Origin of the sequence: Mucilaginibacter rubeus (genome assembly GCF_014643835.1) — a bacterium.
Lineage (GTDB): Bacteria > Bacteroidota > Bacteroidia > Sphingobacteriales > Sphingobacteriaceae > Mucilaginibacter > Mucilaginibacter rubeus.
The window spans coordinates 736,402-759,618 of sequence record NZ_BMKD01000003.1 but is presented as its reverse complement, the minus strand read 5'-3'; the positions used below and the strand labels follow the sequence as shown (position 1 = coordinate 759,618).

Below are 23,217 nucleotides of genomic sequence, written 5' to 3'. Positions count from 1 at the left end.
TGAGGTTATTATTGGTTTACATTTAATGAACAGCCATAAAAACAGCATTATCCATCACCTTGCTAAAATGATTTATAAACGAGGCAAAAAAATATGAAATGCAGTATCGCTAAAAAGGGCTGTTCAACAATTGGCTACACAATATTACTATTTAAAAAACTCACTGTGTATTCATTACACTTTTATTTTGGGCAGGAATGGGTTTGTAATTGAATTGTTACTACTATCAATACCAGATGAGATCCGCCGGGTGCGGAGGCGCATAGTTGAGTCTCCACCGGCTCCGTTCTGAAGATAAGGTAAGGGATATTTTTAGGGAAATAAATTACCTTACAGCGAAAGCTCACTTCGCGGCAGGCAGTAACCAGGTACTAAGACAAAATCTGGTTCCGGTACTGGCGCGGACTCACCTTTTTAATCACTTTAAAAAAGCGGTTAAAGTTTGATACATTATTAAAACCGCACTCATAGGCTATATCTGTAATACTGTTATCTTTATTACTTAGCAGTTTGCAGGCATAGCCAATTCTTGTTTCATTTACAAACTGGGTAAACGACTTTTGGGTACGCGCCTTAAAAAACCGACAGAAGGCAAATGTGTTCATGTTAGCCACATCGGCAATAGTATTTAGTGAGATATCCTCCCTGAAATTGTCAAAAATATACTTAAACACCTGGTCCATACGCTTACTGTCATGATACTGATAGTAATTGATATAGTTGATACTGGCCAACAGGTTATGCTCCGGGTCTGCACTCATGATATTAAGGATCTCGAGCAGGGTGATGATCCTTTGCAACCCTTCCTGCTGTACTATCTGGTACATCAGTTTTATTACCATATCACGGCTTTTACCCTTTAGCTCCATCCCTCTTTGCGCCTTACTTAAAAACGACTCCACTTTGCGTATGTTACCAAATGCCGAAAGATTCATGAGCAATTTTGACGGATTGAAGTGAATAGATAATGAATGCGCATAATGTTCAGGGTCATCCTCGTTGGGTTGTTCCTGGGTATTATGCCAAACATGCGGAATATTTGAACCAAGAAAAATAAGCTCCCCGCTTTCAAAATAATCAACCAGATCGCCGATGATGCGCTTGCCCGAGCCTTTTACAATGTGTACCAACTGGCATTCTTCATGAAAATGGAACTCACTTGAAAAAAAAGGAAGCTTTACTTCCCTGGCAACAAATAGGTCTTCTGACTGTACCCCGTCAGACAATACGGCTAAAATTGGTTTCATTTTAACAAAACATGAAGAGAAAAGCTAAATATAAGCAAAAATACTATCGAAAGTTGCCAATTAAAGTGAAAGTAAAAAATCAAACCGCGCTAATTTTACAGCATCATACCTTATCCGGAAAGGTATAATAAACCGATTTATAAACACAAGGAACAAGATTTCATTACGGCTTTTCGGCATAGAACGGCCTGAAACTATTTGTAAAATATATTTACCTACATGTACATCAATAAAATTGAAGTTACCGACAAGCGTTTTAATTTAGGCAATGGCGCCGGCTCTGATGCAGTAAACGATTCAACCCAGTATGCTTATGCCGTTTGTGAGCTGCATACTGCCAGCGGTGTAACAGGCGTTGGCCTGGCCTTTACCCTGGGAGCTGGTAACGACCTGGTATGCAAAGCCATACAATATCTTTCCGGAACACTTAAAGGACGTGAGATTGAAGAACTTATGGCCGATTTCGGATCGGTTTACCGTTCGATACTGGATTCGCCTACCTACCGTTGGCTGGGTCCGCACAAAGGTGTTATGCAATTAGCCCTTGCAGCTATAGTGAATGCATGCTTCGATCTTTGGGCCAAGAGTCGCCAGGTACCGCTCTGGAAACTTTTGCTTGATCTGAGCCCGAAAGAACTGGTAGCCACGCTCGACCTGAACTACCTGGAAGATGTATTGACCGTTGATGAAGCTGAAAGCATTTTAAAGGGCAATTTTACAGGCCGCACATTACGCAATGGCGTTTTGCAAACAGGTTATAAGGCTTACGATACATCAGTGGGCTGGTTTAATTATTCTGACGAGAAGATCAAAGAGAATGTAGCCCGCGCCATTGACCGGGGATTTACCGCCATGAAGTTAAAAGTTGGCTCAGATGATCCGCAACGCGATATCCGCAGGGCAAAACTGGTACGTACCCAGGCAGGCGACAAAACAACCATTATGCTTGATGCTAACCAGAAATGGAACCTGCCGCAGGCCATCTCCATATGTAAAGAATTAAGTTCGATCAATCCTTACTGGATAGAGGAGCCCACCCACCCTGATGATGTTTTGGCACATCAAACACTGGCTAAAGAAATCGCACCGCTTAAAATTGCTGCGGGCGAGCATATCCCTAATAAAATCATATTTAAAAACTTTTTGCAGGCCGGCGCCATGGATTTTTGCCAGGTTGATTGCGTGCGGGTTGGCGGTGTATCCGAATTTTTGACGATAAGCCTGCTGGCAAAAAAATTCAATATTCCTGTGGTACCGCACGTGGGCGATATGGGGCAGATCCATCAGCATTTGGTATTGTTTAACCATGTGGCTATTGGACACGAAAACTTATTTTTGGAACATATACCGCATTTGGCCAAATACTTTAAAAATCCGGCCAATATTAGCGGGGGCTATTACGCCGTACCTGCCGAAGCAGGCAACAGCAGCGACCTTGTAACCAGCTAAAAACCAAAAATGAACCAATTATTAAACAAAGTAATATTTATTACCGGAGGCGCATCGGGCATTGGCCTGGCCTGCGCCGAAGCTTATATCCGTGAGGGAGCAACCGTTTTTATAATGGATGTAAATGAGCGCGCCCTGTATAAAACCCTCGACCGTTTTGGAGGTAATCATGAAGGTATTCCTGGCGATGTATCAAAGGCTGCCGACGTAAAAGCAGCTTTCGATGCAATAAAGAACCACTATGGCAGGCTTGATGCTATCCATAACAACGCAGCTATAGCCCATCCCTCAAAACCTGTTGACGAAACCGAAGAGGGTGAGTGGGATGCACTGATGAACATTAATTTGAAGAGCCTGCTCTGGACAACCAAATATGGTATCGACTTACTTAAAGCATCAAAAGGCTGCATTTTAAACACCAGCAGTATGGCCGGAGATATTGGTCAAAGCCTCCATGCTGCTTATACAGCAACCAAAGGCGGCATCAATGCCCTTACCAAATCAATGGCGCTTGATTATGCACAATATGGCATCAGGGTAAATGCTGTTTCGCCTGCCGGCGTATGGACACCATTGCTTAAACAATGGGCAGCCGAACAGCCAGATCCCGGATCGATAGAAAAATACCTGAATGACATTCATGCATTAGGTTACTGCCCAGAGGGCGATGTAGTGGCCGATGCAGCGGTTTTCCTGCTTTCGGACGCGGCACGGTTTGTAACCGGCTGCATTATGCCTGTGAGCGGCGGCGCCGAACTTGGATACAGACGATAAAACAAGATATGAACCATGAACAAAACCAACAGTAACGCATCAAAATACCTGGCTCCGCTGCTGATAGTAATGAGCCTGATGTTTTTCTGGAATTTGAGCCGCAATATTAATGATGTACTCATCCCCCATCTGAAACGGGCATGCCAGCTAACTGATCTGCAATCGTCGCTGATCCAGTCGGCATTTTTTGGCGCTTATTTTTTGATGGCCTTACCTGCGGGGCGCTTCATTGAAAAAAAAGGTTACAGGGCAGGAATGCTTACCGGGCTTATATTAGCTGCTATTGGCGCCGCCATATTTTATCCGGCAGCAACCACCAGATATTACCCTGTGTTCCTGCTGGCATTGTTTACCATGGCATCAGGCTTTGCCATACTTGAGGTTACGGCTACTCCCTATATTTCAAAACTTGGTGATCCCGACCAGGCCTCAAGTAGGTTAAGCCTGGCGGCTGCGGTTGGTTCAATGGGCGCTACCATAGGGCCCTTCATCGGCTCTAAATTTTTATTGCATGAAAAGGATATCCCGGCAAGTCTCATCCAGTCATTTACTTCTGAGCAACTTAAGTCGTTTTTAAACAGCGAGGCGCACCTTGTGATTCCTCCTTACCTAACACTCGCGGGGTTGTTTGTGGCCTTATGTTTAGTACTGTACTTTTTAAAGTTGCCGGTAATTCATGAAGGCAACAGCAGGCAAAAACTCTCCGGAGTATTTAAATTCAGGCATACCATACTGGGCGTATTAGCAGTTTTTGCCTATTTGGGTGCGGAAGTTGGCGTGGTGAGTTTTATCATTCGCTACACAAAGTCATTGAATATTGCTGGTATTACCGAGCAAAAAGCAGCCTTGTTTATCACACTTTACATGGCACTGGTTTTAGCCGGGCGCTTGCTGGGGGCGTTTTTACTTAAGCAGGTTAAACCCAATAAAGTGCTTACCCTATGCAGCATAGGTGCTTTTACGCTGATATTGGTATCCGTACTTACGGATGGTTATGTATCCATAATCTCGCTGTCAATAGTAGGACTGTTTACCTCCGTGATGTATCCTATCATATTTACGCTCAGCATCAAAAATATAGGCGATTATACAAAGGTTGCTTCGTCATTACTTATTATGGGAGTGGTAGGCGGTGCTATTATCCCGCCAATAATGGGCTTGATATCAGACCATTCAGGCATCAGGATGGCATTCATTGCGCCGCTGGTGTGCTATGTATACGTATTATATTACGGACTGAAGGGTTATGTTGTAAAAAACAAGCTTTATTCCGACGAGCCGGAAGAACCTCTGTTGACAGTAATTGGACATTAACTTTACCAAACTTACGAAGTAAAACTTCGTAAGTTTCTGAACCTTCACCCTCGCTGATGCTGCCATGAACCATCATCAATAACCATGAACTAAAAGTAACCAATGCCATATTGCGCAACTTTTTGCATTTCAATATTATTTTGTTGTGAGAACTACACTTAATACAACTAAATTGTTTCAGCAAGTCGCTTTTTGCCCGAAATCAAAAAATCGATGTCAAAATAGTATCGAAACAAATCAATTTTAGTGCAATTTATTGTTAATACCCTCCATATTTTTACCCTGATTATAAACGCCAGCTACTAAAAGTTTACAAAACATTTTTTAATCAGAAACCACAATCCAAAAAAAGGACGAAGTTTTTGAAGTGGAATTTTTATATCCAAAATTGAATGATTAAAACTTTACTAATTACGCTATTATTTGGGTTCACAGCCGGTATTGCCTCAGCACAAAACCATGAAAATGCCAGTGCGGGCAATGCCCCAGCCGTATATACCATTCAAAATACAGCTAATGATAGCTGGAAAGGATTTGAACGTGTTAATATTACCATAGGCCCTCACAAAGCTTATTATGTAAACCCTAAAAAGGCGCTCGAAGGTAATCCATGGGTTTGGCGGGCTTCATTTCCTGATTGGCATACCGATATTGATAGTATTCTGCTAACCAAAGGTTTTCATGTAGCTTTCGTGAATGTTGATGATCAATATGGCAGCCCTTATGCTTTGCAGGTTTGGGATGCTTTTTATCAGTATTTAACAACTAAACAAGCTTTCGCTGCCAAAGTTGCCCTTGAAGGCGTTAGTCGTGGCGGTTTATATGTATATGGCTGGGCCAAACGCAATCCTGATAAAATTAGTTGCATTTATAATGAAGCCCCTGTTTGCAATATTGAAAGCTGGCCGGGAGGTAAACTAAGTGCTCCGGGCGATGCCGCTCTGTGGAAACAGCTGCAACAGGTGTATCACTTTACCGAACAACAAGCGCTTGATTACAAAGACAATCCTATTGATAACCTTGACGGGCTCGCTGCTTTTAAGGTACCGGTTATGCATATCATAGGTATCAATGATAAACTGGTACCCAATGCCGAAAACACCAATATCCTTGCTCAACGTTATACCGCATTAGGCGGGCCGATGATGATATACCCGGTAACCGCCGGACCACAGGAGTTGAACGGGCACCACTTCCCTATCGAAAATCCCGGGCACTGGGCTGATATGATCATAAGCTACTGCTATCCTGTAAAAAAAGTGCTGCCATATACCGATTACTTTATAACCCGTAACGGCTTGGCCAACAGTCTTAGTGTATTCAGTGCGGGCAAGAAAGCTACAGTAGCTTTTTTAGGCGGATCAATTACCTATAACCCCGGTTGGCGCGAAAAGATAAGCCGCTACCTTACCGAGCGTTTTCCTGCAACCAGCTTTCATTTTATACAGGCTGGCATCCCCTCGTTAGGTAGTGTGCCGCATGCTTTCCGATTGCAGCGGGATGTGCTTGATTCGGGCAAAGTTGATTTGATGTTTGTTGAGGCTGCGGTAAATGACAATGTGAACGGGCTGGACAGCCTTACCGAAGTGCGGGCGCTGGAAGGAATTGTAAGGCATGCAAAAAAAGCCAATCCTTCGATAGATATCGTCATGATGTCATTCGTCGATCCGGATAAGATCAGGGATTACAACAACGGCAAAACCCCGCTGCAAATCAAAAATCATGAATTAATTGCAGGACATTACGGCTTGCCGTCCATTAACCTGGCCAAAGAAGTTACTGATAAACTTAATAACCATGAATTTTCATGGCTATATGATTTTAAAGACCTCCACCCGGCTATTTACGGGCAGGAGCTTTACTTCGCCACCATAAAAAGCCTGCTTAATTCATGTTTTGACAAACAGCAGATTGCTGCTATTAAAGCCAATCCATTACCCAAACCGCTTAACGCGCTTAACCTCAACAATGGCCGCTATTACAGCATTCAAAACGCAAAAAATTTGAACGGATGGGCCATTAATCCCGATTGGGCACCCAACAATAACCTGAGCACCCGCCCTGGCTTTGTACATAAACCGATGCTTATTGCTACAAAACCGGGCTCATCATTAACATTTCCATTTACCGGCACCGCTATAGGCATGGCTATTGTATCCGGACCGGATGCCGGCATTATCAGCTACAGCATTGACGGAAGCACTGAGAAAATGATGGACCTGTACACGGAGTTCAGCTCATGGATTTATCTGCCCTGGTATGTAACCTTTAGTACCGACCTCAAAAAAGGCCAGCACACGCTCAGCCTGAAAATTGAAACCGATAACAACAAAAACAGCAGGGGGAACACGTGCCAGGTACTCTATTTTTTAATCAATTGATTTTTTTAAAAAACAGCAATACGCTGTAAACGCAGCTCAAAACTTTTAATTGTCAACTTAACATATCTAAAAAATGATCAAACCTTTTACTAATGGAAAAACCTTTTACCATCTGCGCATTTAAATGGCACTTAAAACAAATAAACCCATCAACCAAATCTCAAAAATAAAGAACCATTATCAAACCACTTTTATGAAAGAATTTTACCAACGGATTAAAACCTGGCGGGCGCTTAGACAGTCTCATAAGTCTGCACCGGGTTTTTATTGCTTTGTATTATTATTGCTGAGCTTTATTTGCTCAGCGCAATTTACACACGCGCAAAGTAAAGTAACCATTACCGGCCTCGTGACCGACACACTGGGCGGTAAAATTGCAGGCGCCAACATTGTGGCTATCAACCGCAAAAACCTGGGCACTACTACCGACATTAACGGCAAGTTTGTGATAGATGCCGAGCCCGGTACTATCCTTAAAGTATCGTACGTAACTTTTATTGATCAAACCTTCACCGTTTCAGCCGGTAAGCTGGTAGTAAATATTGTGCTTAAAGAGTCCAAACGCGGCCTCGAAGAAGTTGTGGTATTGGCCTACGGCAAAAAAGAACGAAAAGAAGCCGTAGTAGGTTCGGTAACAACCGTTAAACCGGCCGATCTGAAAATACCTGCCAGTAACTTAACCAATGCACTTGCCGGACAGGTTGCAGGGATCATCGCCTTTCAGCCAAGCGGCCAGCCAGGGCAGGATAATTCCAGTTTCTTTATCCGCGGTGTAACCACTTTTGGTTACAAAAAAGATCCGCTTATTTTGATAGATAACGTTGAACTTTCCACAACCGACCTTGCCCGCCTGCAGGTTGATGATATCGCCAGCTTTTCGATATTGAAAGATGCAAGTGCTACTGCACTTTATGGTGCCCGCGGTGCAAACGGTGTAATTTTGGTAAGCACCAAAGAAGGTAAGGTTGGTAAGGCCAAGATCAACGCACGTGTGGAAAATTCCATATCACAATCGGCCAAAACACTGCAGCTTGCCGACCCAATCACCTACATGAAGTTGTTTAACGAAGCCACCATCACCCGCGATCCGTTAAGCCCGCTCCCCTTCTCTCAAAATAAAATATTAAATACAGAAGCCACCATACGAGGCGACGCAGGCAGCAACAAGTATGTTTATCCCGCTGTCGATTGGCTGGATATGCTTTTCAAAAAACGCACAGCTACCCAGCGTGCCGATATGAGCGTAAGCGGCGGCGGCGATGTGGCCCGTTACTATGTATCAGGCTCATATAATGTTGACCATGGTATTTTGAGGCAGGATATTGCCAACAATAACAACAACAACGTAAAGTTTGAAAACTACCAGCTGCGCTCAAACGTTAATATCAACTTAAGTAAAAGCACCGAGCTTATTGTAAGGCTTGCCGGTTCATTCAATGAGTATAATGGCCCTCTTACTGCCGATGCTTCATTCTCGACCGACCTTTATAACGTTGCCGTACACACCAGCCCGGTATTGTTCCCGGCATATTTCCCTGCCGATTCGGCCAACCGCAATGTTAAGCACATACTGTTTGGTAACGCAGCACCTGCCAACGCAGGCTCAGCATCAAACGCCATTGCATACAACAACCCATATGCTGCATTGCTACGTGGCCATAAAAATTATTCAGAATCAAGGTTATCTGCCCAGTTGGAGTTAAATCAGAAACTGAATTTCATAACCGACGGGCTTAACTTTCATGGCTTATTTCATACCAACAGGTATTCATACTTTCAGTCGCAAATGGGGTATTCGCCATTTTACTATAATGTGAATACTTATGATAAAGCTACTAACCAGTACACCTTAACGTGGCTTAACCCACAGCCAACCGGCAATAACGTAGCCACCGAATACTTGAATTATGAGCGTGACCCAAAGACCGATAACCTGAATACCTATATCTATTTCCAGGGTGTTTTGGATTATAATCATGCCTTTGGCAGTCATAACCTGAGTGCATCATTGATTGGTACACGTCAGCAAACGGTTTATTCGGCAGCGAAAGATCCTGTACTTGACAGGCCAACACTGCAATACTCACTCCCGTACCGTAACCTCACCCTTGCAGGCCGCGCTACTTATTCATTTAAAAGCCGCTATTTCCTGGAATTTAACTTTGGTTATAACGGTACCGAGCGTTTTTCGGCCACCCACAGGTTTGGTTTTTTCCCTACTATTGGCGGTTCATGGATCGTATCTGACGAAAAATTCTGGGGATCGGGACTTTATGATGTTATTTCCCGCTTGAAGGTAAGGGCCAGCTACGGCTTGGTAGGTAATGATGCCATTGGCTCACAACGTTTCTTCTTCCTGTCGGATGTTGACCTTAATGGTGGCAATCCTGCATCGTTCGGTACTTACAATGGGTACTCACGCAACGGTGTATACATCAGGAATTACGAAAATCCTAACGTAACCTGGGAAACCTCGCGCCAGCTAAACCTTGGCCTGGAGTTCACCATGTTTAAAAACATCAATGTAGTAGCCGAAGTTTATAAATATCACCGTTATAATATTCTTCAAACACGTAGTTCGCTCCCTACTACATTGGGACTTGAAGCACTTAACCAATATGGAACCCCTAATGTTACTGCCAACATTGGCACGGCAGATACTAAAGGTATCGACTTGCAAATGGATTATAAGGCGGCTATTAATAAAGATGTTTGGCTGCAGGGCCGCGGCAACTTTACCCTGGCAAGCAGCAAATATGGTAACTATGAAGAGCCTCAGTATAAAGAAACTTACCGTTACCATAAAGGCCAGGAAATAAACAGGCAATACGGCTACATTGCCGAACGCTTATTCGTAGACGATAACGAAGCCAGGAACTCTCCTTCACAGATTTTTTCGCTCAACGGTGTCTCTCCGGCCGGCGGTGATATCAAATACCGTGACTTAAACGGGGATGGCAAAATTGACGATAAAGACCAAGCCTTTATCGGCTATCCAACAGTGCCCGAAATTGTATATGGCTACGGTTTATCAGCCGGGATCAAAAACTTTGATATCTCCTGCTTTTTCCAGGGCCAGGCTCGTGTGTCGTTCTTTATCGATCCAAGCCGCACCAGTCCGTTCATTCAAAGCCCCGATCCGTACATATATGGCAATACACAGCTGATAAAAGCCTTTGCTGACAGTCACTGGAGCGAGGAAAACCAGGATTTATATGCAACCTATCCAAGGTTAGGTGTAACCGGAAACCAGATCGAAAACAACCGCCAAAACAGTACCTGGTGGATGCGTGATGGTAGTTTCCTGAGACTTAAATCGGTAGAGATAGGTTATTCGTTGCCGCCATCAATTTTAAAGCGCCTAAACGTAACCAAATGCCGCATTTACTTTAACGGCTTAAACCTGTATACCTGGAGCGCCTTTAAACTTTGGGACCCTGAGCTTGGTGGTAATGGTTTTGCCTACCCAATACAAAAGGTGTTCAACTTAGGCATAAACGTTAGCCTATAATTTTTTACAGATCAATACTTAGTATTATGAAACAATATTATAAACTTTTATTACTGGTAGGGCTCCTGGTTTCGGGCGCATCATGTAAAAAATATCTTGATGTAACACCAGATAATACCGGTACCCTCGAGTACGCGTTCAGGAACCGTAACGAGGCCGAAAATTACCTTTTTACCTGCTATGCTACTTTACAGCAATTTTATGATCCTACATCAAACATAGGTTTCACCACATCATCGGAAATCATTTATCCCAACAACCTCACCAATCACCCGCTTAATGAAAATGGCTTTAGCCTTATCCGCGGCACGCAAAACAGCGCAAGCCCCGGTGTAAACTGGTGGGATGGCGAAAATGGCGGGCAGGCATTGTTCCGTTCTATCCGCAGGTGTAACATCATGCTTGAAAACATTGACAAACCTGTTGACCTTTCACCAGCTGAAAAAGCAAGGTGGATAGCCGAGGTAAAGTTCCTTAAAGCATATTACCATTATTACCTGTGCCGCTTGTATGGGCCGGTACCACTGGTAAAAACCAATATCGATATTACGGCCAGCACCGAAGAGGTAAGGGTAAAACGCTCACCGGTTGATTCGGTATTTAATTATTGTGTCCAGTTGCTGGACGAAGCCATTCCTGATCTGCCACCGGTTATCACCAACCAGGCAAAAGAACTTGGCCGCATTACCCAATTAACCGCCTTATCAATTAAAGCCGAAATGTTGGCAACACAGGCCAGCCCGTTATTTAACGGCAACCCTGATTACGCCAGCATGAAAAATAAGGATGGACAGGCACTGTTTTCCAGCACCGTCGATCCGCAGAAATGGAAGCGTGCCGCTGACGCCTGTAAAGCGGCCATTGATGCCTGCGAAGCTAATGGCCTTAAATTATACACATTTGTATCGCCTCCAACGGTAGGTTCCCTGTCAGATCAGTTGCGTAACGAGCTAACCATCCAAAACGCCGTTACCGAAAAATGGGATGTAAACCCCGAACTGATCTGGGCATTAAATCCAACATTTCCCTGTCAGGGATATGCAACACCAAGGTTAACGCCAAAATCAGCTGTTAACATTTTCTCGAACCCCTCAACATTTGCCGTTCCGATTTCAACACAGGAGCTTTTTTACACAGCTAACGGTGTACCCTTAACCGAGGATAAAAATTATGATTATACCAACCGTTTTGCACTGAAAACAGCAGGCGACGCCGATAAATACTACATAGCTCAGGGTTATACAACCATTAATGAGCACTATGGCCGCGAAAGCCGCTTTTATGCCAATATCGCTTTTGATGGCAGTATCTGGTATGGCAACGGCATTTACAACCAGGACCAGGCCTACCATGTTGAAGCGCGCGGTTCAGGTTCATTAGCAGGTCCAAAAGATTTGAACACGCTAAACATCACCGGCTATTGGCCTAAAAAGCTGGCTAATTACCTTTCAGTTTATGATGATGGTTTTCAGCCAATTGAATTTCACCTGCCGCTGATGAGACTTGCCGGTTTATATCTTTTATATGCCGAGACCCTGAATGAGGTAAACGGCCCCACAAGTGATGTATATAACTACATTGACAAAGTAAGGGCAAGAGCAGGTTTAAAAGGTGTGTTGGAATCATGGTCAACCTATTCAAAAACTCCGGGCAAGCCAACAACTAAAGAAGGTTTGCGTGATATCATACACCGTGAACGTCGTATTGAACTATGTTTTGAGGCGCAAAGCGGGTGGGACCTTCGCCGCTGGAAAGAAATCCAAAATGTATTGAGCGTACCACTGCAGGGTTGGAATATCTATGAGTCTGAAGCTGGTAACTACTACAGGCCGCACACCGTGTTAACACCGGTTTTCGGGCTAAAAAACTATTTCTGGCCAATAAAGGACAATGACCTGATCGTTAACAACAACCTGGTACAAACCACCTACTGGTAGGCGTCCCCTCCATTTAAAAATGAATTAATTCAACATAAATAAGAATTATGAAACGCATTAAAAATTATACGATAACAACACTGGTGCTTGCAGCAGCGTTGTTTATGGCGTGCTTAAATTCATGCAAAAAGAACGACGGTTACGTTAAGGAGGTTTCGACCGATATGACCAAGCCTGCGGTGGTTACCAACGTAAAAGTTAAAAACTTTAACGGAGGTGCTTATATCACCTATGATCTGCCAAACTCAGATAACCTGCTATATGTGCAGGCTGAGTACCGCATTAACGATAAAACTACACGCCAAACCAAATCGAGCTATTATTCGGATACGGTTACAGTTGACGGTTTTGCCAAAAGCCAGGAGTACGAGGTAACACTTTACTCGGTAAGCAGGGCTAACGTAAAATCGGATCCGCTGGTGGTTAAAGTACACCCCGATACCCCTTTTTATAAGCTGATAAAACCTACACTAACTATCACGTCTGATTTTGGCGGCGTAAACATCAAGGCGATGAACCCTAATCAAAAAGATATAGGGGTTATTTTATTGGCCTTTGATAAATCAACACAAGCATTGGAGGTTGTAGATCAGCATTATACCAAGGTTGATACCATTAATTACTCTATAAGAGGCTATCCGGCGGTATCACAAAAATTTGGTGTATACGTAACTGATAAATTTGGCAATATATCTGATACTACCATTGTAAACATCACCCCGATATTTGAAACGATACTTGATAAGAGCAAGTTTTCGGTATACAAAACCCCTACTGATAGCCCTACAGCTTATGGTTGGGAAGTGCCTTACCTATGGGATAACAAAGCCGACGGCTACTCAAACGGTTGGCACACTGCTCCGGGAGCGCCCGCTCCAATACAGGTTACCTTTAGCCTGGGTGTATCGGCACAATTAAGCCGCTTTGTATTATGGGAAAGGCCAAATCAGTATGCCTACGCGCATGGTAACCCTAAAGATTTCAGCATTTGGGGATCAAACGTTAATGCACCGCAGGATATAAGGCTCCCTGATTATGCTCCTGTAGGAACTGTAGTTGGCGACTGGGTTAATATCGGTAACTACCATTATCCAAACCCGCCATCGGGCCTTACACCTGGCTTCACCAATGCTGCCGATGCTGACTTTGTCGCGGCCGGGGTTAACTTTAATATCCCTCCGGGTTCAACACCTATTAAGTACTTCCGCTTCATGGTGCATGACACATGGTCAAACGGCGACTTTGCCCACATGATGGAACTTTCAATTTATGGTAACCCACAATAGGCATTAACTCATTTAGATTAAACGAACATGAAAAATATTGTCAGAATAGCTGCTTTCTGTTTGCTTGGATACCTGTTGTATGGTTGCAGCAAGCAAGACACACAGTTTGAATCATACTTAAACGGTCATGAAGTTAAGTATCCGGGCACAGTAACCAATGCCCACTCCCGTCCCGGAAATTTACGTGCCGCCCTTACCTGGAACCCAAGCTCCGATCCCAGCATAACCCGTTACGTGATATACTGGAACAATAAGGCCGATTCAATCATTTACAATTCCACCAACCACAATACGTCGGATAGTTTAACGGTTGTTATACCAAACCTGAACGAATACATTTATTCGTTCACTGTTTTCTCGTACGATGCCAAAGGCAACCGCTCTATTCCGCTTGATATCAACAATGTAAGAGTTTATGGGCCTATTTATCAATCGGGCTTAGCAAACAGGGGGTATAATGTTACCAATCCATATGGAATCAGTGCCGATGGAAAGCTTACCCTTAATTTCCTAAAAGTTGATACCAGTACCCATAATGTGTTCACAAACATAAAATACACCAATAAAGCCGGTAAAGAAAGTTTTGGAAAACTTAGCGCCGATAGCATGTCGGTTACACTCGCAGACTATAAGGCAGATACCAGGATCCAGTTCTTATCAGCCTTTAAACCAACGGTAAATGCGCTGGATACTTTTTATGTGGCTAACTATGAGGATTTCCCAACCATTAATTCTGTCGCTGTTTGCGATAAAAAACTGTTCAAAAAAGTTTATTTAGCCAATGACGCTAAGCCTTACGAGGGAGATACAGACATTGACAGGCTTTGGGACGGCAGTACAGGACCGCAGGGCTTCCCTAACATTTTCCATAGCGATGGCAATGGCCCGTTACCGGTAGTGATCACCTTTGATATGGGAGCTGTTTACAAAGGCCTTGTAGCCATTGAGGAAACAGGCCGAAACTGTTGTCACAACCCCGATGATTTTGAAGTATGGGGCATTGCGGATATTACCAACGCTGCTACTACCCTGAAAGCTAATGATGCCGGCTGGACTGCCGAATCTATTTCCAAAGGCTGGAAACTGCTTAAAGAGATTAAAAGGACCGACGACGGCAGCGCGCCATTAAAGGTAAACTTCGATCCTAATCCTCCGGCGGTACGTTACATCCGCATCAGGATCAAACACAACTCAAACAACGAGGGTAACTACACCAATATGAGCGAGCTTACCTTCTGGAATAACGCACTACTATAATAACACCCCAATGACCGGGCTGACTTGCGGCCTGGTCATATTTTAAAAAGCATAAAGACGAAGACCTCTATAATGTTCACACCAAAAATTCAGCAATGAAAAAACCGGCAATTATTCTCCTGTACCTGTTTTCTATAATCAAACTCAGCTTTGCCCAGCAGGCTGTTACTGTGAAAACACCCAAAGCGGTTTTGGATGATTTTATGACCAAACGCTTCGGCATGTTTGTACACTTCGGCCCGGTAACTTTACGCGGTACCGAAATTGGCTGGAGCCGCAACAAAGAAGTAGCGCAAGATGACTATGATAACCTGTACAAGGAGTTTAACCCGGTTTTATTTAATGCCGATGCCATAGTAAAAGCCGCCAAAGATGCAGGCATGAAATACCTGGTGATTACGGCAAAACACCATGATGGCTTTGCTTTATGGCCATCCGCTTTTACTGACTATAACATCAGCAAAACACCATATAAACGCGATATGGTTGCCGAACTGGCTACGGCCTGCAAAAAACAGGGTATCCTGTTTTGCATCTATCATACCGTGCTCGACTGGCACGACCCTAACTACCCTATCCATAACCCTTACGATTCGACAAAGAATGTTAGGGGTGATATGGCGGCCTTTAAAACGCAAATGAAGAATGAGCTAAAAGAGCTCATCACCAAATATCATCCCCACCTGCTTTGGTTTGATGGCTACTGGGAAAAACCATGGACCAATGCCGACGGGCAGGAGATCTATTCGTACATTAAAAGTATTGATCCAAAGGTGATCGTAAACAACCGCTTAGGCAAAGAAAGCGAAAAGCTGAACGCCCAATCGGTAGGTGATTACCTTACGCCCGAACAGCGCATCGGTCAGCTGAATATGAACGAACCATGGGAAAGCTGCATCACCATCTGCCAGCAATGGGCATGGAAACCTAATGATAAAATGAAAACCGCGCAGGAGTGTATCCAAACACTGGTAAAAACAGCCGCCGGTAATGGCAACCTACTATTAAATGTTGGACCTATGCCTGATGGCCGCATTGAAGTGAGGCAAGTTGAAACATTACGGCAAATGGGTGCCTGGCTAAAAAAGTATGGTGAAAGTATTTATGGCACCAAAGGCGGCCCGATTGCCCCTAATGATAACTATGCTGTTACACGCAAGGGAAACAAGATCTATTTGCACGTATTTCAGAAAAAAGGTGATAAAATTGTGCTGCCTAACATGCCGGGCACTAACATAACCAATGCTTATGTGTTGGGAGGAGCCAAAGTAAATTATAAACCGGATGCCACAGGCTATATCATTGATTTGCCGCAAACCTTACCTGATGCCAACAGTAATGTGATAGTATTGGAACTGAATAAAAACGCCGAAGAGATCCCCGTAATTACCACAGGTAAATAAAATAAAAAAAACAGAAAACCTAATTAACATAAACATGCTAAAAAGAACGCCCCTGCTAATAACTGTAATGATAACAGGTATTACAACGTTTACTCACGCACAAACAAAACAATTAAAACTTTGGTACAAACAACCTGCCCAGCGATGGGAAGAAACCGTTGCACTTGGTAACGGCCGCCTGGGGATGATGCCCGATGGCGGTGTTACTGCCGAAAAAGTAGTATTGAATGATATCACCATGTGGTCGGGCTCATCGCAGGATGCCAACAATTACGAAGCCTATAAAAAACTGCCCGAAATAAGAAGCCTGCTTGCCGCCGGTAAAAATGTGGAAGCGCAAGCCATTATCGATAAATCATTTGTATGCACGGGAAAAGGATCAGGCGGGGTACCTTTCGGTTGCTTCCAGATGCTTGGCGACTTGAACCTGAACTACCAATACAAGGGCATTGACGGCAAAAACATAAAATACGAAAACTATGAACGTGAGCTTTCATTAAACAACGCGCTGGCCAAAACCACTTACCAGGTAAATGGCGTTACTTACAAACGTGAATATTTTACCAGTTTTGGTAATGATGTAGATGTGATTAAACTAAGCGCCGATAAACCGGGAATGCTTAACCTGAGCATCAATATCAGTCGACCGGAGCGCGGGGTTACTTCAGTAGAAGGTAATGAGCTTGATCTTACCGGCCAGTTGGATAATGGTACCGACGGCAAAGGCGTAGCTTACAAAGCAAGGGTAAAGGCGCAACTAACCGGCGGTTCATTAAGCAGCACCCCTACTTCGCTGGTTATTAAAGACGCAACCGAGGTGATCATTTATATATCGGCGGGTACAGATTTTAAGAATCCGCAATATCTCAGCAAAATGGACGGCGCACTGAAGGCCGCTATGAAAAAGCCTTATGCCTTGGAAAAAGAGCAGCATATCGCCAACTTTCAGAAACTCTTTAACCGCGTAAAAGTTGATCTTGGTGCTTCAGAAGCAGATAAACTAACTACCGATCAAAGGCTTATCGCTTTCCATACCAATCCCGATGCAGATAAAGGCCTCCCTGTTTTATTTTACCAATTTGGCCGCTACCTGAGCATTTGCAGCACGCGTGTAGGCCTGTTGCCACCCAACCTGCAAGGTTTATGGGCTAACGAAGTGCACACCCCGTGGAACGGCGATTATCACCTGGATATTAATATTGAGATGAACCAGTGGCCGGTTGAAGTTTCCAACCTGTCAGAACTGAACCTGCCCCTTGCCGATCTGGTTAAAGGCATGGTGCCCCATGGCGAAAAAACAGCCAAAGCTTATTACAATGCCGATGGTTGGGTAGCCCATGTAATCACTAACCCCTGGGGCTTTACCGAGCCTGGTGAAAGCGCATCATGGGGAATTTGTAAAGTTGGTTCGGGCTGGCTTTGCGATAACCTGTGGCAGCACTATGATTTTACAGGCGATAAAAACTACCTGAAACAAATTTACCCGATACTGAAAGGCGCTGCGCAATTTTACAACAGTATGCTGATCAGCGATGCCAAAACAGGTTGGCTGGTTACCTCGCCTTCATCATCGCCCGAAAACAGTTTTTACCTGCCCGATGGTACACACGCCAGTATCTGCGTAGGTCCAACTATTGATAACCAGATCATCCGCCAGTTATTCAACAATGTGATAACTGCAAGCAAGATGTTAGGTACGGATGCTGCATTCAGCAAAACACTGGCTGCTAAAGTGAAAAAGCTCCCGCCGCCGGGTGTTATATCTAAGGATGGGCGCATCCAGGAATGGCTGGAGGATTATAAAGAAACCGAACCGCAGCATCGCCACGTATCACACCTGTATGGTTTATTTCCGGCATCTCAGATTACACCAGAAGCTACACCCGCACTTGCCGAAGCCGCTAAAAAAACTTTAGAGGTACGTGGCGACGACGGCCCAAGCTGGTCTATCGCCTACAAAATATTGTGGTGGGCACGTTTGCATGACGGAAACCGCACTTACAAACTGTTTAAGGAACTGATGAAGCCAACCATCAAAACCGATATTAACTACGGTGCAGGCGGCGGCGTATATCCTAATTTGCTATCAGCCGGTCCGCCGTTCCAGATCGACGGTAACTTTGGCGCGACAGCAGGTATTGCTGAAATGCTGATCCAGAGCCATGCCGGGTTTATTGATTTTATTCCTTCTATCCCTGATGCATGGAAAGCACAGGGCGAGGTTAAAGGCCTTAAGGCCCGCGGTAATTTCACAGTTGATATGAAATGGAAAGACGGTAAAGTAACCTCTTATAAAGTAACCTCACCTACTCCGCGTACGGTTAAAATAAAAGTTAACGGACAGATCAAAAGTATAATGGCCGTTAAAGCTTAATAATGGCTTATAAACAAATAAGGCATCCTTTTCAGGGTGTCTTATCTATACAAGTTGTTCTTTATTAAGCCGTATTGTAAAGAATGCTATTTGACTTAATTACAATAATTGCATACCATAAATAAAATGTAATTTACACATTTAATAACCTAAAATTCATGCAAAAATTCCTTACACATTTTATAATTGCTGTGCAATTGTCCGGCTTGCTTTGCGTTTGGCAGCCGGCAATTGTTTCGGCATCAACCCGAATCATTACTATCCAGCCAACCCCGAAAGGGAATATATCGTTTTCATACGGTACCTCTGGCACTATTAATTATGATCAAAAAACCGGCACTTTTTCTGTTATCGAAAATGGAAAAACTGTACTTGGTAATTGCTATAGCAAAGCCGGCATCAACGGAAAACTTATTACTTCAACAGCGTACAAAAACGTTGCTTATACTAAAGCCTTAATAACCGATGGTTTTGGCAAAGGCGTAAAACATACTTTCACCCTAAGCGGCAATAATTTGCCAAACATGATGCAGGTGTTTTATACTTATCCATCGCACAAAGGCTATTTTTTTGTCGAACTTTATGTTGAGGGCAAAAACCTGAAAACAAATTACATGGAGCCGATAGCCGGTAATATGGCAGCAATACCCGGCGATACCCGTTCGGTATTTGTGCCTTTTGATAACGATACCTTTATTAGCTACGATTCAAAAGCGTTTAAAGCCCCGCTTACCAATACCAGTGCTGAGATAGGTACTGTTTTCGATAACAGTAGCCGCAAAGGCCTGGTGTTTGGATCTGTAGAACACGAAACCTGGAAAACCGGTGTGCGTACCATCGCCAAAAAAGATAGTGCCAACACCTTTGAAATATGGGGAGGCTACACCGAAGAAGCTGTAAACCGCGATAAAATTGCCCATGGTTATATCAGCGGTAATACCGTTAAATCGCCTAAAGTATTTGTGGGCTGGTTTGCCGACTGGCGCAATGGTATGGAAGAGTTTGGTAAAGCCAACCGTATTGCCGAACCACCTTACATTTTTAACTGGACAAAACCTACTCCTGTTGGTTGGAACAGCTGGGGCGTTATGCAGGAAAAACTCAATTACGATAAAGCTATCAAAGTAGCCAACTTTTTTGCCGATAGCATCCCTGCATTCCGTAACGGCAATACCGCGTTTATTGATCTCGATTCGTTTTGGGATAATATGATCAGCGGTGGCTGGGAAGGTGATTTTGGCAAACTGAAATCATTTGCCGATTACTGTAAATCAAAAGGCCTTCAACCCGGCGTGTACTGGGCCCCATTTACCGACTGGGGTTGGAAAGGCGGCCCCAGCCGCAAAGTTTTAGGAAGTAACTACACCTATGGTGAAACATGGACAAAAGTTGGCGATAGCTATCACGACATAGACGGTGCCCGCGCAACAGACCCAACCCATCCGGGTACCCTGCAACATATTGACTATGTAATTGGTAAATTAAAAGCCTGTGGTTTTAAAATGATCAAGATCGACTTTCTGGGTCATGCGGCGGCCGAATCAAGCCATTTTTATGACCCTAAAATCACCACCGGCATGCAGGCGTATAAAAGGGGGATGGAACACCTGATTGATCAGTTGGGTGATCAGATGCTGGTTTACGCTGCCATTTCTCCCAGCCTGGCAACCGGGCGTTACGCACACATGAGGCGCATTGCATGCGATGCTTTTAAAACTGTAAAAGATACCCGCTATACCCTCAACAGCGTAAACTATGGTTGGTGGCAAACTTACCTATATAACTATATTGATGCCGACCATGTTGTACTTTCAACCGAAAGTGAAGGTGCTAACCGCGCCAGGATGCTCTCGGCCATTGTTACCGGCACGTTCATAACCGGTGATGATTTTTCGACACATGGGCAATGGAGTGACAGAGCAAAGGCCATGTATCAAAATCCTGAGATCTTGAAAATTGTGCAAAATGGAAAAGCTTTCAGACCAGTTGAGGGGAATACAGAAACCGGAACAACAGAACAATTTGCACTTAAAATTGGCAACAGCTTTTACCTGGCACTGTTTAATTATGGTAATGAGGATAAAACTTATGCCGTTGATGCTAAACGGATAGGATTTGAAGCTGGCAAAGGAAAGATTACCAAATCCTTGTTACAAGGCTATAACCTGAACAACACGGGCATCGTTGTAATAAAAGCAGGCGATGCTGCGCTTTTCAAATTTGAAGGGGCTAAATAAAAACCATGCAAAGGCGCCGGCAACAGATTCCCCTTAAATCACCGGACGCCTTTTGAGGGGATGAAACCCTGTATCGTTTTTAACTGTTTAACTTAACCGATTTTGCCCGTTTGCAAGCAAGCGGGCATTTTGATTTTTTTGCGTTTACACAGCATTTGTTTTTGTGTTTAACGCCCGCAACGTTAGTCTTTTCTATCTGGAGCGAAGTAAAAAACAATCCGCCGGTAACGGCCAGTATGGTAAAAAATTTCATAGCAGTAGGTTTTAACATAAAAGACGATCTTTTTTTGCGAATGTTACAGCAAGGAAGGCAAATGTTGATTTTCGCATATTTTTTTAACAGGACCATCATTCAATGTCATTTTTATGTTCTCCTCATCCTCCTACCCTCAAAAACAAAAAGTCAGTGACCTCGCGTTACTGACTTTTTCATTAACTATTAACTGACCAAATATCCTTAACAAAAAACTATCTGGTACTGCAAACATAGTGTGTTAAATACGTGCTACATGTGTGAAAAGCACCATCTTAACACAAAAAGAAAACTCTTATCATGCTGATTGTCTGTATTTTAATGGCGTTATCTTATAATGCGTGCGGAATAATCTGATGAACGAACTTGGGCATTCAAAACCTACCATACCAACTACCTCATTTACAGGATAACGAGTATCTTTCAGCAGCATTAGTGAGCGTTTTAAACGCAGCTGGATCAAAAACTGGTGCGGTGTTAAACCAAAAGCCTGCTTAAAAGTGCGCAGCAAATGGTTAACCGAAAGGCAGGCATGTTCGGCAAGATCTTCAAGGCTAATGTTTTGGTTATAATTACTGTACAAGTACTCTTTAGCCAGGTTAAGACGCCGCAGGATCTCAACCCTGGTTCCCTGGTTTAAAAAGTCGAGCTTTTCGGCTTTTTTGCAGATCTCATCATTATAAATATGAAAATAATTAATGAGCGTATGGTGCAGGTATTCGTTGATCAGCATTTCATCCTGCATTCCATTATCCAGGTGTTGTTTCAGGTGACATACATTGTACTTGATATCGCCGGCAAACGGATATATGGTTTCATTAAACTCCGGCTGTAATTTACCGTTACCGTAGCCTTTACTTAACAAAGTGTCATTGTCAAAGGTCCAGCAATCTTTAAAATCCTGCAAAAACTGCTGATCAAAATTGATGGCAAATGATTGTACCTGCTGGCCAAGATCGGTATCGGTTGAATATTGTGTACCCCTGTTCAGGATCAGGAACGAATCGGGATATATGGACAAATGTCTGCGGCCAATATCATAACGTTCATTACCGTTTAATACAAAGCGAAGGCTTAAATCTGAAGTATACTGCGGCCCCTGCCTTTGGCCGCCGGTGCGACTTACAATCTTGTTGTTGTTGCGTAATACTTTTGAATAGTCCATTGTGATATGATTTTATTGTTCGTTATAATTTCTTTCTTCCAGTAACATGAATTTGTTGCCCGCCGGATCCAAAAATTCGGCTGCCAGTCCGGCTGGTAAATATGCAGGCGACTTGCAAAAAAATACGCCGGCCGTACGGAGCACATGATAATCGTTCAAACAGTCGGCAGTGTTAATGATAATATTACTCTTATCACTGTTGCCGTCATTATTAGTTACAAGCAGCGCCACATTTAATTTATCCGACTGGATCACCGTGCTTTCCTTACCCTCGTAAAATGTCATTGTGCCTGTTACTTTGAAGCCTAATTTTTGAGTATAAAAATCAATTTGACCCTCAAAGTCAGCTGTATACACAGGTATATATTTCAATTTCATTTTACAGTAGCTATTAACAGAAACCAGATTGTAATGATGGAAACCAACCTGTTGGCCAGGGGCAGCAAACAGGATAATTTTTGAAGCGGGTTTACAGTAGCCGGTCAGTTAAAACTACTTAACATATCAAAGGTACTTTACCTGCAGGGGGATAGTATCCCCCTATTTGGGGGATTTGTGAATTAGTAGGGTTTGGATTTTCAAAGCGATCCGTGAGGACAGGTATCGCGGGAATGATTATTTCGGAGTTG

Annotated in this window: 15 protein-coding genes; 11 read left to right on the top strand and 4 right to left on the bottom strand. The window is 43.6% G+C overall.

Going from position 1 to position 23,217, the window contains the following annotated elements:
• Positions 1-371: 371 nt before the first annotated feature.
• Positions 372-1,247, bottom strand: a complete 876-nt coding sequence (locus IEX80_RS13465) for an AraC family transcriptional regulator (protein WP_090524138.1) — start codon at positions 1,245-1,247, stop codon at positions 372-374.
• A 219-nt stretch (positions 1,248-1,466) separates the two neighbouring features.
• On the opposite strand from IEX80_RS13465, the gene IEX80_RS13460 reads away from it, so the two are divergent.
• From IEX80_RS13460 to IEX80_RS13410, 11 genes are all read left to right on the top strand, one after another.
• Positions 1,467-2,696, top strand: coding sequence for an enolase C-terminal domain-like protein (locus IEX80_RS13460; protein ID WP_188833180.1), 1,230 nt, complete (start codon positions 1,467-1,469; stop codon positions 2,694-2,696).
• A gap of 9 nt (positions 2,697-2,705) precedes the next feature.
• Positions 2,706-3,470 (top strand): SDR family NAD(P)-dependent oxidoreductase, encoded by a 765-nt coding sequence (locus tag IEX80_RS13455; RefSeq protein WP_188833179.1) that lies wholly within the window; start codon positions 2,706-2,708, stop codon positions 3,468-3,470.
• Positions 3,471-3,485: 15 nt separating this feature from the next.
• Positions 3,486-4,784 carry an L-fucose:H+ symporter permease gene (fucP, locus tag IEX80_RS13450; RefSeq protein WP_188833178.1) on the top strand — a complete coding sequence of 433 codons (1,299 nt, stop codon included), beginning with the start codon at positions 3,486-3,488 and terminating at the stop codon, positions 4,782-4,784.
• A gap of 392 nt (positions 4,785-5,176) precedes the next feature.
• The gene (locus IEX80_RS13445) at positions 5,177-7,165 is read left to right on the top strand and encodes an SGNH/GDSL hydrolase family protein (RefSeq protein ID WP_188833177.1); all 1,989 of its coding nucleotides are present in this window, start codon (positions 5,177-5,179) and stop codon (positions 7,163-7,165) included.
• Positions 7,166-7,358: 193 nt separating this feature from the next.
• Positions 7,359-10,676 carry a SusC/RagA family TonB-linked outer membrane protein gene (locus IEX80_RS13440; RefSeq protein WP_188833176.1) on the top strand — a complete coding sequence of 1,106 codons (3,318 nt, stop codon included), beginning with the start codon at positions 7,359-7,361 and terminating at the stop codon, positions 10,674-10,676.
• 26 nt (positions 10,677-10,702) lie between these two features.
• The gene (locus tag IEX80_RS13435; RefSeq protein WP_188833175.1) at positions 10,703-12,613 is read left to right on the top strand and encodes a RagB/SusD family nutrient uptake outer membrane protein; all 1,911 of its coding nucleotides are present in this window, start codon (positions 10,703-10,705) and stop codon (positions 12,611-12,613) included.
• 47 nt (positions 12,614-12,660) lie between these two features.
• On the top strand, positions 12,661-13,899 hold the full coding sequence (locus IEX80_RS13430) for a DUF5000 domain-containing lipoprotein (RefSeq protein WP_188833174.1): 1,239 nt from the start codon (positions 12,661-12,663) through the stop codon (positions 13,897-13,899).
• A 27-nt stretch (positions 13,900-13,926) separates the two neighbouring features.
• Positions 13,927-15,156 carry a DUF4998 domain-containing protein gene (locus IEX80_RS13425; RefSeq protein ID WP_188833173.1) on the top strand — a complete coding sequence of 410 codons (1,230 nt, stop codon included), beginning with the start codon at positions 13,927-13,929 and terminating at the stop codon, positions 15,154-15,156.
• Positions 15,157-15,251: 95 nt separating this feature from the next.
• Positions 15,252-16,559, top strand: a complete 1,308-nt coding sequence (locus IEX80_RS13420) for an alpha-L-fucosidase (RefSeq protein ID WP_188833172.1) — start codon at positions 15,252-15,254, stop codon at positions 16,557-16,559.
• A 34-nt stretch (positions 16,560-16,593) separates the two neighbouring features.
• A complete protein-coding gene (locus tag IEX80_RS13415; RefSeq protein WP_188833171.1) occupies positions 16,594-18,933 on the top strand; it encodes a glycoside hydrolase family 95 protein in 2,340 nt (779 codons plus the stop codon).
• 158 nt (positions 18,934-19,091) lie between these two features.
• Positions 19,092-21,170, top strand: coding sequence for an alpha-amylase family protein (locus IEX80_RS13410; RefSeq protein ID WP_188833170.1), 2,079 nt, complete (start codon positions 19,092-19,094; stop codon positions 21,168-21,170).
• A gap of 79 nt (positions 21,171-21,249) precedes the next feature.
• Here the strand turns inward: IEX80_RS13410 and IEX80_RS13405 are convergent, their stop codons facing one another.
• From IEX80_RS13405 to IEX80_RS13395, 3 genes are all read right to left on the bottom strand, one after another.
• Positions 21,250-21,423 carry a hypothetical protein gene (locus IEX80_RS13405; RefSeq protein ID WP_188833169.1) on the bottom strand — a complete coding sequence of 58 codons (174 nt, stop codon included), beginning with the start codon at positions 21,421-21,423 and terminating at the stop codon, positions 21,250-21,252.
• Positions 21,424-21,721: 298 nt separating this feature from the next.
• Complete coding sequence (locus tag IEX80_RS13400) at positions 21,722-22,588, bottom strand: helix-turn-helix transcriptional regulator (RefSeq protein ID WP_188833168.1); 867 nt, start codon at positions 22,586-22,588, stop codon at positions 21,722-21,724.
• A 12-nt stretch (positions 22,589-22,600) separates the two neighbouring features.
• Positions 22,601-22,966 carry a VOC family protein gene (locus tag IEX80_RS13395; protein WP_090524110.1) on the bottom strand — a complete coding sequence of 122 codons (366 nt, stop codon included), beginning with the start codon at positions 22,964-22,966 and terminating at the stop codon, positions 22,601-22,603.
• Positions 22,967-23,217 lie beyond the last annotated feature (251 nt).

Bases quoted from the DNA above. Each gene is read 5' to 3' on its own strand.
- IEX80_RS13465 (WP_090524138.1), bottom strand. From the start codon at position 1,247: ATGAAACCAATTTTAGCCGTATTGTCTGACGGGGTACAGTCAGAAGAC.
- IEX80_RS13460 (WP_188833180.1), top strand. From the start codon at position 1,467: ATGTACATCAATAAAATTGAAGTTACCGACAAGCGTTTTAATTTAGGC.
- IEX80_RS13455 (WP_188833179.1), top strand. From the start codon at position 2,706: ATGAACCAATTATTAAACAAAGTAATATTTATTACCGGAGGCGCATCG.
- fucP (WP_188833178.1), top strand. From the start codon at position 3,486: ATGAACAAAACCAACAGTAACGCATCAAAATACCTGGCTCCGCTGCTG.
- IEX80_RS13445 (WP_188833177.1), top strand. From the start codon at position 5,177: ATGATTAAAACTTTACTAATTACGCTATTATTTGGGTTCACAGCCGGT.
- IEX80_RS13440 (WP_188833176.1), top strand. From the start codon at position 7,359: ATGAAAGAATTTTACCAACGGATTAAAACCTGGCGGGCGCTTAGACAG.
- IEX80_RS13435 (WP_188833175.1), top strand. From the start codon at position 10,703: ATGAAACAATATTATAAACTTTTATTACTGGTAGGGCTCCTGGTTTCG.
- IEX80_RS13430 (WP_188833174.1), top strand. From the start codon at position 12,661: ATGAAACGCATTAAAAATTATACGATAACAACACTGGTGCTTGCAGCA.
- IEX80_RS13425 (WP_188833173.1), top strand. From the start codon at position 13,927: ATGAAAAATATTGTCAGAATAGCTGCTTTCTGTTTGCTTGGATACCTG.
- IEX80_RS13420 (WP_188833172.1), top strand. From the start codon at position 15,252: ATGAAAAAACCGGCAATTATTCTCCTGTACCTGTTTTCTATAATCAAA.
- IEX80_RS13415 (WP_188833171.1), top strand. From the start codon at position 16,594: ATGCTAAAAAGAACGCCCCTGCTAATAACTGTAATGATAACAGGTATT.
- IEX80_RS13410 (WP_188833170.1), top strand. From the start codon at position 19,092: ATGCAAAAATTCCTTACACATTTTATAATTGCTGTGCAATTGTCCGGC.
- IEX80_RS13405 (WP_188833169.1), bottom strand. From the start codon at position 21,423: ATGAAATTTTTTACCATACTGGCCGTTACCGGCGGATTGTTTTTTACT.
- IEX80_RS13400 (WP_188833168.1), bottom strand. From the start codon at position 22,588: ATGGACTATTCAAAAGTATTACGCAACAACAACAAGATTGTAAGTCGC.
- IEX80_RS13395 (WP_090524110.1), bottom strand. From the start codon at position 22,966: ATGAAATTGAAATATATACCTGTGTATACAGCTGACTTTGAGGGTCAA.